This window comes from Bacillus sp. FSL M7-1020, from assembly GCF_038050415.1.
Lineage (GTDB): Bacteria > Bacillota > Bacilli > Bacillales > Bacillaceae_G > Bacillus_A > Bacillus_A toyonensis.
In genome coordinates this window covers 4,594,347-4,610,070 of the sequence record NZ_JBBOTW010000001.1, presented here as the reverse complement: position 1 = coordinate 4,610,070, position 15,724 = coordinate 4,594,347, and the positions used below count along the sequence as shown (strand labels likewise).

The following is a 15,724-nucleotide window of genomic DNA, read 5'->3' as shown; positions in this document are numbered from 1 at the left end:
ATAAAAAAGCTCGTAAAACATAATGTTTTACGAGCTTTTTCGTATTATTCAGCTTCAGAAACTACTGTGAAGCGTTCGTTCACATGTTTTGGATTTTCGATTTCATCAAGTGCTGCTACTGCGAAGTCTTCGTAACTTACATAGCTATCGCCTTTTGAGTTAACAAGAAGATTGTCTTTACCAGCTGTGTAAGAGCCAGTGCGTTTTCCTAATGCGAATAGTGCAGAAGGGCTGATGAATGTCCAAGTGATGTCATTTGTTTGTTGTAAGATTTCTAAGTTTTTACCTTGGTTTTGAGCTGTTGCAAGGTATTCGCCCGGGAAACCTGGTGTATCAAATACACGTGTTGTTTTCTCTTCGTCTACAAATAAGCTTCCAGCTCCACCAACTACAAGTAATTTTGTATGTGGTGCACCTTTCACAGCTTCAATCAGTACATTTCCTGCATCTACGTGAAGATGCTCTTGTCCTGCTGGAGCACCGAAAGCATTTACAACTACATCGAATGCTTGTAGATCGTTAGATGTAAGAGCGAATACATCTTTCTCTAAAACTTTTACATTTTTTTCTGTAATTTTCGCAGCATTTCTTACAATTGCAGTAACTTCATGTCCACGATCTAATGCTTCTTTTAAAATACGGCTTCCAGCTTTACCAGTTGCTCCGATGATTCCGATTTTCATAATAAATCCCTCCAAAGTGTTTTGTTAAAGTGTATATCTGAAATGAATGAATGAATGTAATGTAATTAGGTTAGTTACAACCTGATGTAACTATTATAGTTACAGTTATATATTTTTGTCAATGGTGTTGTTTATGAAATTATTTTTTGTTTTAGTATGCACAGCTACTGAAAGTGGAGTCATAAAAGAAGGATGTATTTACGTAGAGAAACCTAATATTTGGAAGTTATAAGATGTCGAAAAATGTTGATTTTTGAATATTTTTTGAATATAATTCGATTTATGGAGAAAAGGAGGGGTTAATTGTATGAATATTTTAGATCAATTCGTTTCATCAACGAATACGATTCTTTGGTCATATGTTCTTATTGCAATGCTAATTGGTTTAGGGCTTTATTTTTCTATTAAATTAAAATTCGTACAAATTACTCATTTAGGAGAAATGGTTCGATTAATGAGTGATGGACTAACTGGTAAGACACGTAAAAAGGGTAGCGTATCTTCTTTCCAAGCGTTCTGTATGAGTTCAGCAGCTCGTATCGGTATCGGAAACTTAGCTGGTGTAGCGCTAGCTATTTCTATGGGAGGACCAGGAGCTGTATTTTGGATGTGGGTTATTGCAATTATCGGGGCGTCTTCAAGTTTCGTGGAAAGTACACTTGCGCAAATTTATAAAATAAAAGATGGCAGTGGCTTCCGTGGTGGTCCTGCTTATTATATGGAAAAAGGTTTAAATAAACGTTGGATGGGAATTTGGTTCTCTATTCTAATCACAATTAGTTACGGTTTAATTTTCAACTCAGTACAAGCGAATACAGTTACGTTAGCATTTGAAAATGCATTCGGTTTAGAGCGTTATATTGTTGGGATTGTATTAGCGGCATTAGTTGCAGTTATTATTTTTGGTGGTGTGAAAAGTATTGCGCGTATGTCAGAAATGATTGTTCCGCCAATGGCACTTATTTATATTGCAGTAGCTATTTTCGTTGTTATTAAAAACTTCTATTTAATACCAGATGTATTTACAGAAATCTTTAAAGGTGCATTCGGTTTAGATTCAGCTGTAGGTGGCGGTATCGGTGCTGCAATGAAATTTGGTATTCAGCGCGGGTTATTTGCGAATGAAGCAGGTATGGGTAGTGCGCCGAACGCGGCAGCAACAGCTGATGTAACGCATCCAGCGAAACAAGGTTTTATTCAAACAATCGGGGTTTTAGTAGATACATTTTTAGTATGTACATCAACAGCGTTTATCGTATTATGTTCTGGTGCATATAAAGCAACAAATTTAGAAGGTATTGAATTAACACAAAACGCATTAAGTTCACAAATCGGCCCATGGGCAAGTAGCTTCTTAGCGATTATTATTTTCTTATTTGCATTTAGTTCACTTCTAGGAAACTACTATTATGGTGAAACGAATATTGAATTCATTAAACAAAGTAAAGCTTGGTTAACAATTTACCGTATTGCGGTAGTTGCAATGGTATTATTCGGTTCTGTTGCGACGCTTAAAGTCGTATGGAATATGGCGGATTTATTTATGGGTCTAATGGTAATTACAAACTTAATTGCGATTACACTTCTTGGACGATTTGCGTATGCTGCGTTGGCAGACTATGTAAAGCAAAAGAAACAAGGAAAAGATCCAGTCTTCAGTGCAGATTCTATTCCTGGTTTAACGAATACAGAGTGTTGGGATAAGCCAGCGGTAACGGATAAAGAAAAAGCAGTATAAGAAAAGGCGAGCATCGAGAGGAATTTGATGCTCGCCTTTTTTGTTGTAGTAAATGATGAGAAGGGTGAAAGGTAATTATTAATATAATTTTTGTTTGTTCATTTCTCTCGTTATTTGTAGGCAACGTACTGTCTTAAAAGTATGATTGGTCGAATAGGATGAGTGATTGAGTAGTGGATAAATGCACGTATTGGTTATAGTTTTAAGTGAAAAACATATGTATGTTAAGAAATCTAACTTAATCATGTCATAAAACCTAACATAAAGTTCTTGATTACTAAAAGTTTTTAGAATATAATTTTCTTATTGTTAGGAAGAGGGGGCAATTCGATTATGGATTTTTTAGCTAAAGTAATTGGGGATGTAAATAATGTCCTTTGGTCATATATCATTATCGCGATGTTAATTGGATTAGGACTCTATTTTTCATTTCGTGTGAAATTCGTCCAAATTCGCTACTTTGGAGAAATGATTCGCCTACTTGGGGACGGGGCGAGTTCAAAGACAAGAAAAGCGCAAAAAGAAAAAAGCGGTGTATCATCATTCCAAGCATTTTGTATGAGTACAGCTTCTCGTGTAGGTACTGGTAACTTAGCTGGTGTAGCTATTGCAATCTCAGCAGGTGGTCCAGGTGCTGTATTTTGGATGTGGTTAATTGCGGTAATTGGGGGTGCTTCTGCGTTTGTAGAGAGCACATTAGCGCAAATTTATAAAGTAAAAGATGGGAACGCATTCCGTGGGGGCCCAGCGTATTATATGGAAAAGGGTTTAAAGAAACGCTGGTTAGGTGTTGTTTTCTCTGTTCTAATAACAGTGAGTTTCGGATTGATTTTTAATGCAGTACAGTCAAACACAGTAGCGGCAGCTTTTGATGGCGCATTTAAAATGGATAGTAGACTTGTAGGTCTGTTTATGGCTGGTTTACTTGCAATCATTATTTTCGGTGGGGTTAAGCGAATTGCGCGTGCGGTTGAAATGATTGTTCCGGTAATGGCAATTATATATGTAGCAGTTGCATTATTCGTTGTTGTAACAAACATTACGGCAATTCCGTATGTATTTAAAGAAATCTTCTTACATGCATTCGGAATTAAAGAAGTAGTTGGTGGGGGATTAGGAGCTGCGATTTTACTAGGAGTAAAACGTGGATTATTCTCAAATGAAGCTGGTATGGGTAGTGCACCGAACGCAGCAGCGACTGCGAACGTAACGCACCCAGTTAAACAAGGTTTCATTCAAACTTTAGGGGTATTTACAGATACATTATTAATTTGTAGTTGTACAGCGTTCATCATTTTATTATCTGATGTACCTGGTGCAGCTGATTTAAATGGAATTCAATTGACGCAACAAGCGTTAAGCCAACATATCGGACCGTGGGCATCTGTATTTGTAGCGGTTGCAATCTTCTTATTTGCATTCAGCTCATTAGTAGGTAACTACTACTATGGTGAAACAAATATTGAGTTCTTAAATGGAAGTAAAGTGTTATTAACGGCATACCGCATTGCTGTACTTGGTATGGTTATGTTAGGATCTGTAGCAACAATTCAAATCGTTTGGGACTTAGCAGATTTATTTATGGGGATTATGGCTGTTATTAACTTAGTGGCAATTGTATTCCTTTCTAAGTACGCTTTCGCAGCGTTATCAGATTACGTAAAGCAAAAGAAACAAGGAAAAGATCCAGTCTTTTATGCGGAGTCTATTCCAGGGTTGAACAATACAGAGTGTTGGGATAAGCCGGAAGTAGCAGATAAAGAAAAAGCTGTATAATAAAGTGAAACTTTAATCAGTGGGAGTTTTACTGCCCGGCAAATAGCGGGATAAAAGATAGAACGAGCATCAGTGAAATTTGATGCTCGTTTTTTGTGTAGTTATAAAACAGGAGAAAGGGGCAAAAGACGAACATTAATGAGGTTTTTATAATAAAATGTAATTTTTTTTAGAAAAGTGCGGATATGAGTTGGGATTTATGATAGAATGGAAAATGCCTTTGAGACAAGAGGTTTTATGATTTTTCATATCCAGTTAAGTGTTTTGGTGGAGAAATGGAAAGTTCGGATTATTTCTTGTTTTGAATGGTCAGACGTTCAACGTTAATGAAGAGTTAAATGGAGGATTTTATTAATGAAGTTTGTTATGTTTCTTGTAGGATTACTCGTTGTATTCGTACTCGGTTTTCTTATAAGTGCCGATCGAAAGAAGATTAAGTATAAACCAATCGCACTCATGCTTGTAATTCAGTTAGCATTATCGTATTTCTTATTAAATACGCAAGTGGGTTATATTTTAGTAAAAGGAATTTCAGATGGATTTGGCGCACTTCTTGGGTATGCGGAAGCTGGAATCGTTTTCGTATTTGGTGGCCTTGTTAATAAAGGAGAAGTTTCATTCTTCTTAACTGCATTATTACCAATCGTATTCTTCGCAGTATTAATCGGAATTTTACAACACTTTAAGATTTTACCGATATTTATTCGTGCTATTGGTACTTTGTTAAGTAAAGTAAATGGTTTAGGGAAATTAGAATCATATAATGCAGTAGCAGCTGCAATTGTTGGACAAGCGGAAGTATTTATTACAGTAAAAGATCAATTAAGTAAAATCCCAAAACATCGTTTATATACATTATGTGCATCTTCAATGTCGACAGTATCAATGTCAATCGTTGGTTCTTATATGAAAATGATCGAGCCAAAATATGTAGTAACAGCACTTGTATTAAATTTATTTAGTGGTTTCATTATTATTCATATTATTAACCCGTACGATATTACGGAAGAAGAAGATACACTGAAGTTAGAAAATAAGAAAAAGCAATCATTCTTTGAAATGTTAAGCGAATATATTATGCTTGGTTTCACGATTGCAATTACGGTAGCAGCAATGTTACTTGGTTTCGTAGCATTAATTACAGCAATCAATAGCTTGTTTGATTCAGTGTTCGGTATTACATTCCAAGCTATTTTAGGATATATTTTCTCACCATTAGCATTCGTAATGGGTATCCCGCAAGCAGAGATGGTAACAGCGGGACAAATTATGGCAACAAAATTAGTATCAAACGAGTTTGTTGCGATGCTTGATCTTGGCAAAGTAGCTGGTGATTTATCAGCTCGTACAGTAGGTATTCTTTCTGTATTCCTTGTATCATTTGCGAACTTCTCATCAATTGGAATTATCGCAGGTGCAACGAAAGGTATCGATGAAAACCAATCAAATGTTGTATCATCATTCGGTTTACGTCTTGTGTATGGTGCGACATTAGTAAGTATATTATCAGCGATTATCGTTGGTGTTATGCTATAAAGTGAAACTTTAATCAGCGGGGGGCTTCATCCCCCAGTGATTATTAGTTGAACCAATCGGGCATTTACGGGCAGTTGATCCCTCACCTAACTTCTTTGCTTTCGCTGCATTTTGAGGTGGGATCTTACTGCCAGTTAATGCGGGATAAAAAAGGATGGTTCTAGCTCATAGCTAGGGCCGTTTTTTATGGTTAAATTACATAAAAAAACCAATTAATTAGGAATATATTAACATATGAAAATCTTTTAAAATTTATATTGCATTTCTTCTAGATAACGCTTACAATTTGATTTGTAGGTGGTATCAATTTCAGACTTTTAATACGGTAGGAGAGAAGAGGCTACCTTTTATAAATTGCAATTTATGTAAACGCTTACTGATTTTAGATAACAGTTGAATAGTATTTAGGGGTTTTAAATTTTTTTAACATCAATGGTCAGACGTCATTCGTTATACGACCAATAACTCGTGGGAGAAGTGGAGGATTCACATATGAAAATAGTAATGTTTCTAGTTGGTTTACTTGTAGTGTTTGTACTAGGTTTCCTTATAAGTTCAGATCGTAAGAAAATTAAATATAAGCCAATTGCACTTATGCTTGTCATTCAATTGGTACTTGCGTATTTCTTATTAAATACAAAGGTCGGATTTGTATTAGTAAAAGGGATTGCAGATGGATTTGGCGCTATTTTAAAATTTGCGGAAGCTGGGGTTAATTTCGTATTTGGTGGTTTAGCGAACGATGGACAAGCACCATTCTTCTTAACAGTATTATTACCGATTATTTTCTTAGCGGTATTAATTGGGATCTTGCAACATATTAAAGTTTTACCGATTATCATTCGTGCAGTCGGTTTCGTACTAAGTAAAATTAACGGTTTAGGAAAACTAGAATCATATAATGCAGTAGCAGCTGCAATTGTTGGTCAAGGTGAAGTATTTATTACAGTAAAAGATCAATTAAGCAAATTACCGAAAAATCGTTTATACACACTTTGTGCATCTTCAATGTCAACAGTATCAATGTCAATCGTCGGTTCTTATATGAAAATGATTGATCCAAAATATGTAGTAACAGCACTTGTATTAAACTTATTTAGTGGATTCATTATCGTTCATATTATCAATCCATATGAAGTGAAAGAAGAAGACGATATTTTAGAATTACAAGAAGATAAGAAACAAACATTCTTTGAAATGTTAGGCGAATATATTATGCTTGGTTTCTCTATCGCTGTAACAGTAGCGGCGATGTTAATCGGTTTCGTAGCATTAATTACAGCAATTAACGGTGTATTCGATTCAATTTTCGGAATCACATTCCAAAGCATTTTAGGATATATCTTCTCACCATTAGCATTCGTAATGGGTATTCCAACATCAGAGATGCTAGCAGCGGGACAAATTATGGCAACAAAATTAGTAACGAACGAATTCGTTGCAATGCTTGACCTTGGAAAAGTAGCTGGTGATTTATCAACTCGTACAGTAGGTATTTTATCTATCTTCCTTGTATCATTTGCGAACTTCTCATCTATCGGAATTATCGCAGGTGCAACAAAGAGTATCGATGGCAAACAAGCAAATGTTGTATCATCATTCGGACTAAAACTTGTATACGGTGCAACGTTAGTAAGTATATTATCAGCGATTATTGTTGGGGTTATGCTTTAATAAATTAAGAAAAGCAATGAGCGTAGGCTCATTGCTTTTTTTGTTTAACTTGCTTTATCCAAGTCTTTTTTAAATCGTGGTCTCTCTAAATAAGTTCCCATTCTCCACGCATATTCTATAGGGCCCATTCGGTATTTCTGTAGCCAATAGGTGCTAACGAATAATTGAATTGTATAAATTCCAATGGTCAAAAGAATACCGAAGAAATATCCGATTTTACCGAATAAGCCAAAGCCGTATGCGTAAAAAATTGTTGTTGTGATAATGGATTGAGCTAAGTAATTACTAACCGACATTTTCCCCATATTCGCCATATATGTTAGTAAGCGCGATGCTTTTTTGTAATGGAATAATAAAATAATGGTGCTTCCGTAAAAGAATGTCATGGTTACTGATGTAAGGCCATCGTGTAACATAATTAAAATTGGATGCTTTACGAACACGGCTAAGATTTTAATTGTAAAAGAGAAAATACCAGTGATAAGCCAAATCTTTTTGATAGAAGGTATGTGTTTATCAATCTCAAATAGCCAGCCCTTTTTTCCTACATACATTCCGAGTAAGAAAAGTGGGGACATAAAAATTATTGCGAAAATTGATATGAAAACTAGTCCGAAGAAACCGTTAATCCCAATATAATCGAAAGGACTTTCAGTTAACCTAAAGTTGACATGATCCATATAGCTTCCAGTTTCATGAACTTTATGCTCTTTTTCAATATAAGGAGCAAAATCATTAATATTTGTATTTGGATCAGTTTGATAAGACATAAGTGTAATGAGTGCGAGTAGAATAGTTGCCCAAATCAATAATGTTTTTGGTTTTCTATTTATAAACATCATTAAGAAAATCCCGATAAGTCCGTATGCAAATAAAATATCTCCGGACCAAATAAAGGTACCGTGAATGAAACCTAGTAGTAAAAGAATGCTAATACGTCTTATATATGTGGGGAAAAACTTTTTTCCTTTTGCGATAATACTTTTTTGTAACAAAATAATGCTAAGCCCAAATAAAAAAGAGAATAGGGAAATGAAATTTTGTGTGCCGAAAAATTGAATAAACCAATTAGCACTTTCATCGAGTTTTCCGAAAATATAAGTGGGTTTTTCATTAGCGAATAACCCGAATTGAATTAATGTTATATTAACAAGTAAAATGCCAAATAAAGCGAAACCACGAATTGCATCAACAGCTTCTACACGTTGATTCATTTTTTCTCTCCTCACATATTGTTTTATCCCGCATTAACGAGCAGTAAGACTCCCACCTCAAAATTTGGCGGGGGCAAAGAGGTTAGGTGGGAGATCAACTGCCTGTAAAGACCCGATTAGTTCAACTAATAATCCGTGGTGGATGAACGACCCCCCACGGACCAAAGTTTCACTTTATATTGAAAATAATACCATTTTTTAACTAGTTCTATGTCAAATGCTAGGAAATTTAAGGTGATTTTAAGATAGAAAGCAAATAAAAAAATCACCTTAATACACTCATTAAGGTGATTAAAATATTACTCAGCTGGAGGCGTAAATGTACGTTTCTCTAATTCAGCATCTAGCATAAATAGTGCGTTTGAATCGCTTGTAATACGTTTTAATTTTTGAATGATGCTATCGAATGAAGCTTCTTCTTCTACTTGCTCATCAACGAACCATTTTAAGAATGTAATTGTTGCATGCTCACGCTCATCCCAAGCAATATCAGATAAGTGATAAATACGTTTCGTTACTTCACGCTCGTGCTCAAGTGCGACTTCAAAAGCGTTCAATACAGATTCATATTCGTTATTTGGATTATCGAATCCAGTAATAATAGCGCGCTCACCGCGGTCGTTAATATAGTTGTAAAGCTTCATTGCGTGGAAACGCTCTTCTTCAGCTTGTACAAGGAAAAAGTTAGCGAATCCATCATAGCTCTCAGCTGTACAGTAAGCAGCCATTGCCATATAAGCGTGGGCAGAGTAAAATTCAAAGTTCATTTGTTCATTTAATGCGTCGTGCAATTTTTTAGATAACATAAAATCCCCCTTATTATTGTGACAAGAATATTATACCATAATTGATAATATTCTCATTTGAGTGCTTCGAACCTTTTCGAAAGCTTTGTGACGTGTGCGTCCATAATGTCTTGTAAATCCAAATCATATTTTTGCGAAAGAATAATAAGGTTAGATAGTACATCACCAAGTTCTTCTTTTAGTTCTTGTTTTAGCTCTTCTTCTGTTTTCGCATCTTCATCGGGACGATCGCGGCCGATTTCAATAGCGCGAACAACTCGTGAAACTTCTCCAACTTCTTCAGTTAAGAAATTTAAGCGAATAAAGGCATTATACTGTGACCAGCTTCGTTTTTCGTAAAATTCCTCAACCCATCTTTGAAATGCAACGATATCCATTTCTTCCTCATCTCCTCAATATGTTGTACAATGTCAATTGTATCATAACAATATATAGTTTCGGGGTGTAGGAATGAGAAAGATTTGTGTGTTTGCAGGTTCCAATTTTGGGGAGAGACCAGAGTTTAAAGAGCAGGCAATCCAGTTAGGAAAAATGTTTGTTGAGAACGACTATGAGCTCGTATACGGTGGTTCATGCGTTGGATTAATGGGAGAAGTAGCAAACGAAGTTCTTCGTTTAGGCGGACGTGTAACAGGTGTTATGCCGCGTGGTCTATTTCGAGGAGAAATCGTACATACAGGATTAACAGAATTAATTGAGGTAGAAACGATGCATGAGCGCAAGGCGAAAATGGCAGAGCTTGCGGATGCTTTCATTGCATTACCAGGCGGATATGGAACGTTTGAAGAGCTCTTTGAAGTAGTATGTTGGTCACAAATTGGTATACATAATAAGCCGGTTGGTTTATTGAACATAAAAGACTTTTACGGACCAATTTTGCAAATGGTTGAACGGGCAGCAGAAGAAGGCTTTATGAATCCATCGAATAAAGAGTTAATTGTTTCCGCTGAGACGGCAGATAAACTAATTCATGAAATCCAAAATTACGAGCGTCCTGTCTTGGGGACGAAGTGGAAGCAATTATCATAGTACGTTTTTATAGCGATTTATAGAAACACATGTCTTTTTTATCGTAAAAAGACATGTGTTTTTAATTTAGTTAAATATATTAATGTTAGAATATATAGTTTTTCGGAAAGGAGGAATAGATGGAGGAGTTTGTGTATTTACGTCCTGTTTTTAAAAGTATTTTAGCAGCGTCTATTCTTGTTATGCTAATTGTTTTAAGACAGAAGAAAGAGCTGATTAATGAGTTTTCGCTTTGGTTTATTTCGATATTGTGTGTTGGTGTTTCAGCGATAACATTGTTTATGTCTGGATTTATCATTGATGAATATAGTCTAGGTGGAGATGGACAATCGTTTTCTATGTTTATTGCGATTGGTTGTATCAGTGGTTTGAATTTTGTTATTTATTATAGACGGAAATAAAAGAAGGCATTCCATATTACTTTGGAATGCCTTTATCATTTTGATTACTTTGTTTTTTATACAGGTACCAGCCACCCCAGCCGCCACCAATTGCTACGACAACGAGGAAAGCATAGTCTTTCACCTCGACACGTATATTGAAAATATTAGCTATAAGTAAGACGATTCCAACTGTTATTAACGCAAAAAATGCTCTAATTAAGTAGTCTTTCAACTGAACCACTCCCGCCATTTAAGTAGTAAATGATGAATTTGGAAAAGCTTTTTGGATCTATTTTACTAAAAGGTGTTTCCTATATTTTAACATAGATGAGATTGTAATATATTGATAAAAGTAGGGCGAGGGGGGTGTTAATATTGTCGTGATTTGTCGATAAATTGATATCCTTTGTCGAATCGTTGATATATTGCTTGTAATGATCGATATAATGAAAAAATCGTTGATATATTGCGAGTTATGATCGATATATTTGAAAAATCGTTGATATAATTTCGTGTACCGTTAAATGCAACCATTACATAAAAAAGCGACTCTGAAAGAGTCGCTTCCGCTTTTACATAATATCCAGCTCCGGTAGCTAGAATGTTCGGTGGCTTCGCTTTTTCCTGCGAGGCAAAGAGCGCCTCTACGTCAAAAGCTCCATCCCCCTCACATTCTGAGCAAGCTACCTCCGCTTTAAAATCTATTATTGATTCAAGAACGCACGTAGCATCCAAGCGTGTTTTTCTAGTTCTGTGTAGATGCCTAGTAGTAGGTCAGATGTCATTTCATCGTCAGAGTCTTGAGCGATTTCCATGCCTTTTTTCAGTTCGACTAGCATCATTTCGTAGTCTTTCATGATTGCCTCGACCATCCCTTCTGCAGTTTCTCCGTAAGCTGCTTCTTGAATAGAAGATAGTTCTAAGTATTCTTTCATTGTTGCTACTGGTTTGCCGCCAATTGCTAAAATGCGTTCTGCAATTTCATCGATGTGAGTAGCTGATTCTGTGTAAAGTTCTTCGAATTTCTCGTGTAATGTGAAGAATTGAGGTCCTTTTACGTACCAATGGAAGTTGTGTAATTTTGTAAATAAAACGCTCCAGTCTGCTACTTGTTTGTTTAATACTTCGATTACTTGTTTGTTCATTATGATCAATCTCCTTTTGAGTTGTTATGTTATATCAATTACTAATTTATAATTATTATAATCTAGTAATTTGTATAAATCAACCCTTTTGCTGGAATTAATTTGAACAAATTATGAACTGTTGTAAATAAAAGGCCCTATTACGGTGAAGTAATAGGGCCTTTGTTTGTTAAACAGCCTTTTGTTTTTCTTCTACATCCTGCCCATCCCAACACTCTGTATTCTTTAAGCCAGGGATAGAACTTGCAAGGAAGACAGGATCTTTACCTTGTTTCTTTTGCTTAATGTAGTCTACTAATGCTGCATAGGCAAATTTGCTAAGGAATGAGATGGCAATTAAGTTTGTGAATACCATTAGTCCCATGAATAAATCAGCTAAACTCCAAACAGTTTGAAGGGCAGCGATTGATCCGAAGAACACCATTCCGACAACTGCAACGCGATAAATCATTAACCATGTTTTGCTTTCTTTAATGAATGCGATATTTGTTTCACCATAATAGTAGTTTCCTAGTAAGGAGCTGAAAGCGAAGAGGAAAATAATAATCGCTAAGAAAGTGCTTGCCCACGGTCCAATTTGTGAACTTAATGCTTGCTGTGTTAATTCAATACCTTCTAAATTTGATCCTTTGTAAAGTCCAGAACATAATACGATAAACGCTGTTGATGTACATACTAAGAATGTATCTACGAAAACACCTAATGCTTGAACAAGTCCTTGTTTTACAGGATGAGATACATCAGATGTTGCTGCTGCATTAGGAGAGCTCCCCATACCTGCTTCTGTCGCGAATAAACCGCGTTGGATTCCGAACTTGATAGCTGCTCCAATACCACCAGCGATGGCTTGGTCTAAACCGAATGCACCGTTAAAGATTTCCATGAAAATGCTTGGTAACATATTGAAGTTGTTAATCACGACAAAAATAGCCACACCAATATAAACAATTGCCATTGGGGGAACAATCATTTCTGTAATGCGTGAAATGCTCTTAATACCGCCGAAAATAATAACTGCAACTAGTAAAGCTAGTATAGCTCCTACGATCGTTCGCTCTAATCCGAAAGCATTTTCAAACGCTATTGTTACTGTATTTGCTTGTACTGAATTGAAAATTAATCCGTACGCAACTGTAATAAGAAGTGAAAACCAGACACCCATCCAGCGTTTGTTTAACCCTTTTTCCATGTAATATGCTGGGCCACCACGGAACCTGCGTCCATCTTTTACTTTATAAATTTGCGCGAGCGTACATTCTACAAAACTAGTAGCTGCTCCGAGAATCGCGATAAACCACATCCAAAATATTGCACCAGGTCCTCCCATTGAAATTGCTAATGCTACACCAGCTAAGTTCCCGATACCAATGCGAGCGGCTGCACTTAAGCAAAATGCTTGGAATGGAGAGATGCTATCTTTCTTTTTTTCTTTTCGATTAAATCCTTTACTAATTAAACTGACCATCTCACTGAAATGAGTAATTTGGACAAATTTTAATTTGAAAGAGAAATAAAGACCGAAGCCGATTAGCATTGCAATAAGAATATATGACCATAAAATATTATTCGTTACCTCAAGGAATCTGCTAAAGATATCAACCATATAATACACTTCCTTTTTTCTGTAATAAGAAAATTATATGCAAAAAATATACTAGAATCAATTTTTCTAAAAAATGATGTTACTTAAATGCGTTTTATGTTATGATTATGTTACATCGTAATATTTTTAGAATTATTTACATTTTAAAAAACTAAATGTAAAGCGAGAAAGTGGGGATAATTTGAAAGAAGAAACTTTATTGAAAGTAAGCCTTGAGAGTTTAAAAATGAGAAGCAATGTATTTTTTATCGTTACATCTTCAAGTATTTTTCTAGGGGCCACTTATTATTACAATAAAAGATTTCCAAATCATAAGTATCCGGAGTGGTTAGAATTTCTAAAATTGGTTGGATGAACAAAAGACTGAAAAACAGAAAATTCAAATAAAATTGTTAAGGAGGAGCTAAATATGAATATTAGAGAAAGTGAACTTCCAGGTATTGGGTATAAATTTCAAATCGTTACGAAAGGTAACGAAAAAATGGTGATTGTGATTCATGATGACGGACGTAGAGAAATGTATCATTTTGATTCAGATCATGAAGAAAGTATTTCTAGTATTTCATTACGTGACTCAGAAGCAAGACAAGTTGCAGCAATATTAGGTGGAATGGTATATAAGCCTAGGGCATTAGAAAATGTTGAGATGGTCTTTGAAGGTTTAGCGATTGAGTGGTTTAAAGTGGAGAATGCAGCTCCAGCAATCGGAAAAACAATTGGTGATCTTGAAATAAGAAAAACGTATAGCGTAACGATAATTGCAGTTATGAAAAAGAATATGAAAAAGCTATTTAATCCAGGACCAGAAACAGTAATTGAAGAAGGCGATATGCTAGTAGTTTCAGGTGAGAGAGAAGAAATTAAAAAAATTATTAATGAGTTACTTTCGAATAGGGGGACTGACTAGATGGATACTTTAATTTTTGAAGTTGGTACAGCTTTAGTTCTAGTGGCAATTGCAGCAGTAATCGCTGGAAAGTTTAAGTTCTCAGTAATTCCTTTTCTAATTGTTCTTGGCATGTTAGTAGGGCCGCACGCGCCGACAATAGGTGTAATCGATCTCAAATTTATTGAAAGTGCAAGTGTAATATCCTTCCTTGGAAGAATTGGCGTTCTGTTCCTTCTCTTCTATCTAGGGCTAGAATTTTCGATGAAGAAACTAATTAAATCCGGACGTTCTATTGCGATTGGTGGAACAATCTATATTCTAATTAACTTTTCACTTGGATTATTATACGGGTTTATCATGGGATTCCCATTACTAGAAATTTTAATTATTGCGGGTATTATTACGATTTCTTCTAGTGCCATCGTTGCGAAAGTATTAGTGGATTTAAGAAGAACTGGTAATAATGAAACCGAACTAATTTTAGGAATTATTATGTTTGAAGATATATTCCTTGCTGTATATTTATCAGTCGTTTCTGGTTTAGTACTTGGGGATCATGCTTCCTTCTTAGGTGCTCTTACTTCAATTGGAATTGCTTTAGGATATATGCTTCTATTCTTTATTGTGGCTAGAAAAGCAACGCCGTTATTAAATAAATTGCTCAATATTAGTTCAGATGAAATCTTTATTATTGTAGTATTTGCTTCGTTATTCTTCATCGCTGGTTTTTCAGAAACAATTCACGTTGCAGAAGCAATCGGAGCACTTCTTTTAGGATTAGTTTTCTCTGAGACAGAGCATAGTGATCGAATTGAACATCTTGTTGTTCCATTTAGAGACTTTTTCGGAGCAATTTTCTTCTTCAGCTTCGGGTTAAGTATCGATCCGTTCTCGTTAGGCGGAGCAATATGGTTAACGCTAGGTGCGGTACTTCTTACGATAATCGGTAACTTTGTAGCAGGGATGATTGCAGGAAGACAAGCTGGATTATCTCATAAAGCTTCTACAAATATTGGATTAACAATCGTTTCAAGGGGAGAATTCTCCATCATTATGGCTAATATCGGTATCGCTGGTGGTTTAATGTCAGTGTTAAAACCATTCTCAGCACTATACGTGCTTATACTATCCATCTTAGGTCCACTTCTGACAAAAGAGTCAAAGAATGTATATAAATTTTTAAATAAAATCTTTAAGTGGGATACGAAGACTAACTAAATTTTAAAAAGTAAAAGTACAAGATACTTA

General features: G+C 35.5%; 16 protein-coding genes. 8 read left to right on the top strand and 8 right to left on the bottom strand.

What is annotated here, in order from left to right:
• Positions 1-44: 44 nt before the first annotated feature.
• A complete protein-coding gene (locus MHB70_RS23835) occupies positions 45-683 on the bottom strand; it encodes an NAD(P)-dependent oxidoreductase (RefSeq protein ID WP_000689915.1) in 639 nt (212 codons plus the stop codon).
• Positions 684-990: 307 nt separating this feature from the next.
• On the opposite strand from MHB70_RS23835, the gene MHB70_RS23830 reads away from it, so the two are divergent.
• The 4 genes from MHB70_RS23830 (at position 991) to MHB70_RS23815 (ending at position 7,407) form a co-directional block, all read left to right on the top strand.
• On the top strand, positions 991-2,421 hold the full coding sequence (locus tag MHB70_RS23830; protein ID WP_001022880.1) for an alanine/glycine:cation symporter family protein: 1,431 nt from the start codon (positions 991-993) through the stop codon (positions 2,419-2,421).
• A 333-nt stretch (positions 2,422-2,754) separates the two neighbouring features.
• Positions 2,755-4,197 carry an alanine/glycine:cation symporter family protein gene (locus MHB70_RS23825; protein WP_000346394.1) on the top strand — a complete coding sequence of 481 codons (1,443 nt, stop codon included), beginning with the start codon at positions 2,755-2,757 and terminating at the stop codon, positions 4,195-4,197.
• Positions 4,198-4,551: 354 nt separating this feature from the next.
• Positions 4,552-5,733, top strand: coding sequence for a NupC/NupG family nucleoside CNT transporter (locus tag MHB70_RS23820; RefSeq protein ID WP_000673857.1), 1,182 nt, complete (start codon positions 4,552-4,554; stop codon positions 5,731-5,733).
• A gap of 492 nt (positions 5,734-6,225) precedes the next feature.
• A complete protein-coding gene (locus MHB70_RS23815) occupies positions 6,226-7,407 on the top strand; it encodes a NupC/NupG family nucleoside CNT transporter (protein ID WP_000706852.1) in 1,182 nt (393 codons plus the stop codon).
• A gap of 44 nt (positions 7,408-7,451) precedes the next feature.
• On the opposite strand, the gene MHB70_RS23810 is transcribed toward MHB70_RS23815, so the two are convergent.
• The 3 genes from MHB70_RS23810 to MHB70_RS23800 all read right to left on the bottom strand — a co-directional run bounded on the left by MHB70_RS23810 (position 7,452) and on the right by MHB70_RS23800 (position 9,804).
• On the bottom strand, positions 7,452-8,621 hold the full coding sequence (locus tag MHB70_RS23810; RefSeq protein ID WP_001076342.1) for a DUF418 domain-containing protein: 1,170 nt from the start codon (positions 8,619-8,621) through the stop codon (positions 7,452-7,454).
• 299 nt (positions 8,622-8,920) lie between these two features.
• Positions 8,921-9,427, bottom strand: coding sequence for a ferritin (locus MHB70_RS23805; protein ID WP_000949400.1), 507 nt, complete (start codon positions 9,425-9,427; stop codon positions 8,921-8,923).
• Between the two features lie 53 nt (positions 9,428-9,480).
• Positions 9,481-9,804, bottom strand: a complete 324-nt coding sequence (locus tag MHB70_RS23800; RefSeq protein ID WP_000355745.1) for a MazG nucleotide pyrophosphohydrolase domain-containing protein — start codon at positions 9,802-9,804, stop codon at positions 9,481-9,483.
• Positions 9,805-9,877: 73 nt separating this feature from the next.
• Here MHB70_RS23800 and MHB70_RS23795 point away from each other — a divergent pair, with 73 nt between their 5' ends.
• A complete protein-coding gene (locus MHB70_RS23795) occupies positions 9,878-10,456 on the top strand; it encodes an LOG family protein (protein ID WP_061530584.1) in 579 nt (192 codons plus the stop codon).
• 119 nt (positions 10,457-10,575) lie between these two features.
• A complete protein-coding gene (locus MHB70_RS23790) occupies positions 10,576-10,857 on the top strand; it encodes a hypothetical protein (RefSeq protein WP_000390904.1) in 282 nt (93 codons plus the stop codon).
• Between the two features lie 16 nt (positions 10,858-10,873).
• Here MHB70_RS23790 and MHB70_RS23785 read toward each other — a convergent pair whose 3' ends face one another.
• The 4 genes from MHB70_RS23785 to MHB70_RS23770 all read right to left on the bottom strand — a co-directional run bounded on the left by MHB70_RS23785 (position 10,874) and on the right by MHB70_RS23770 (position 13,587).
• A complete protein-coding gene (locus MHB70_RS23785) occupies positions 10,874-11,071 on the bottom strand; it encodes a hypothetical protein (protein WP_000656329.1) in 198 nt (65 codons plus the stop codon).
• A gap of 137 nt (positions 11,072-11,208) precedes the next feature.
• Positions 11,209-11,574, bottom strand: a complete 366-nt coding sequence (locus tag MHB70_RS23780) for a hypothetical protein (protein ID WP_097927499.1) — start codon at positions 11,572-11,574, stop codon at positions 11,209-11,211.
• The gene (locus tag MHB70_RS23775; RefSeq protein WP_001041895.1) at positions 11,544-11,984 is read right to left on the bottom strand and encodes a Dps family protein; all 441 of its coding nucleotides are present in this window, start codon (positions 11,982-11,984) and stop codon (positions 11,544-11,546) included. Before MHB70_RS23775 ends, MHB70_RS23780 begins: the two co-directional genes overlap by 31 nt.
• 169 nt (positions 11,985-12,153) lie before the next feature.
• Positions 12,154-13,587 carry an alanine/glycine:cation symporter family protein gene (locus MHB70_RS23770; protein ID WP_000227598.1) on the bottom strand — a complete coding sequence of 478 codons (1,434 nt, stop codon included), beginning with the start codon at positions 13,585-13,587 and terminating at the stop codon, positions 12,154-12,156.
• 409 nt (positions 13,588-13,996) lie between these two features.
• Here MHB70_RS23770 and MHB70_RS23765 point away from each other — a divergent pair, with 409 nt between their 5' ends.
• Both MHB70_RS23765 and MHB70_RS23760 read left to right on the top strand, forming a co-directional pair.
• Positions 13,997-14,494, top strand: coding sequence for a cation:proton antiporter regulatory subunit (locus tag MHB70_RS23765; RefSeq protein WP_001026079.1), 498 nt, complete (start codon positions 13,997-13,999; stop codon positions 14,492-14,494).
• On the top strand, positions 14,495-15,694 hold the full coding sequence (locus MHB70_RS23760) for a cation:proton antiporter (protein ID WP_000380223.1): 1,200 nt from the start codon (positions 14,495-14,497) through the stop codon (positions 15,692-15,694).
• Positions 15,695-15,724 lie beyond the last annotated feature (30 nt).

What these genes read in the sequence shown, in the direction of transcription:
- MHB70_RS23820 (WP_000673857.1), top strand. Translation starts at nt 4,552, where the DNA reads ATGAAGTTTGTTATGTTTCTTGTAGGATTACTCGTTGTATTCGTACTC.
- MHB70_RS23810 (WP_001076342.1), bottom strand. Translation starts at nt 8,621, where the DNA reads ATGAATCAACGTGTAGAAGCTGTTGATGCAATTCGTGGTTTCGCTTTA.
- MHB70_RS23790 (WP_000390904.1), top strand. Translation starts at nt 10,576, where the DNA reads ATGGAGGAGTTTGTGTATTTACGTCCTGTTTTTAAAAGTATTTTAGCA.
- MHB70_RS23815 (WP_000706852.1), top strand. Translation starts at nt 6,226, where the DNA reads ATGAAAATAGTAATGTTTCTAGTTGGTTTACTTGTAGTGTTTGTACTA.
- MHB70_RS23805 (WP_000949400.1), bottom strand. Translation starts at nt 9,427, where the DNA reads ATGTTATCTAAAAAATTGCACGACGCATTAAATGAACAAATGAACTTT.
- MHB70_RS23825 (WP_000346394.1), top strand. Translation starts at nt 2,755, where the DNA reads ATGGATTTTTTAGCTAAAGTAATTGGGGATGTAAATAATGTCCTTTGG.
- MHB70_RS23760 (WP_000380223.1), top strand. Translation starts at nt 14,495, where the DNA reads ATGGATACTTTAATTTTTGAAGTTGGTACAGCTTTAGTTCTAGTGGCA.
- MHB70_RS23835 (WP_000689915.1), bottom strand. Translation starts at nt 683, where the DNA reads ATGAAAATCGGAATCATCGGAGCAACTGGTAAAGCTGGAAGCCGTATT.
- MHB70_RS23765 (WP_001026079.1), top strand. Translation starts at nt 13,997, where the DNA reads ATGAATATTAGAGAAAGTGAACTTCCAGGTATTGGGTATAAATTTCAA.
- MHB70_RS23770 (WP_000227598.1), bottom strand. Translation starts at nt 13,587, where the DNA reads ATGGTTGATATCTTTAGCAGATTCCTTGAGGTAACGAATAATATTTTA.
- MHB70_RS23800 (WP_000355745.1), bottom strand. Translation starts at nt 9,804, where the DNA reads ATGGATATCGTTGCATTTCAAAGATGGGTTGAGGAATTTTACGAAAAA.
- MHB70_RS23775 (WP_001041895.1), bottom strand. Translation starts at nt 11,984, where the DNA reads ATGAACAAACAAGTAATCGAAGTATTAAACAAACAAGTAGCAGACTGG.
- MHB70_RS23795 (WP_061530584.1), top strand. Translation starts at nt 9,878, where the DNA reads ATGAGAAAGATTTGTGTGTTTGCAGGTTCCAATTTTGGGGAGAGACCA.
- MHB70_RS23830 (WP_001022880.1), top strand. Translation starts at nt 991, where the DNA reads ATGAATATTTTAGATCAATTCGTTTCATCAACGAATACGATTCTTTGG.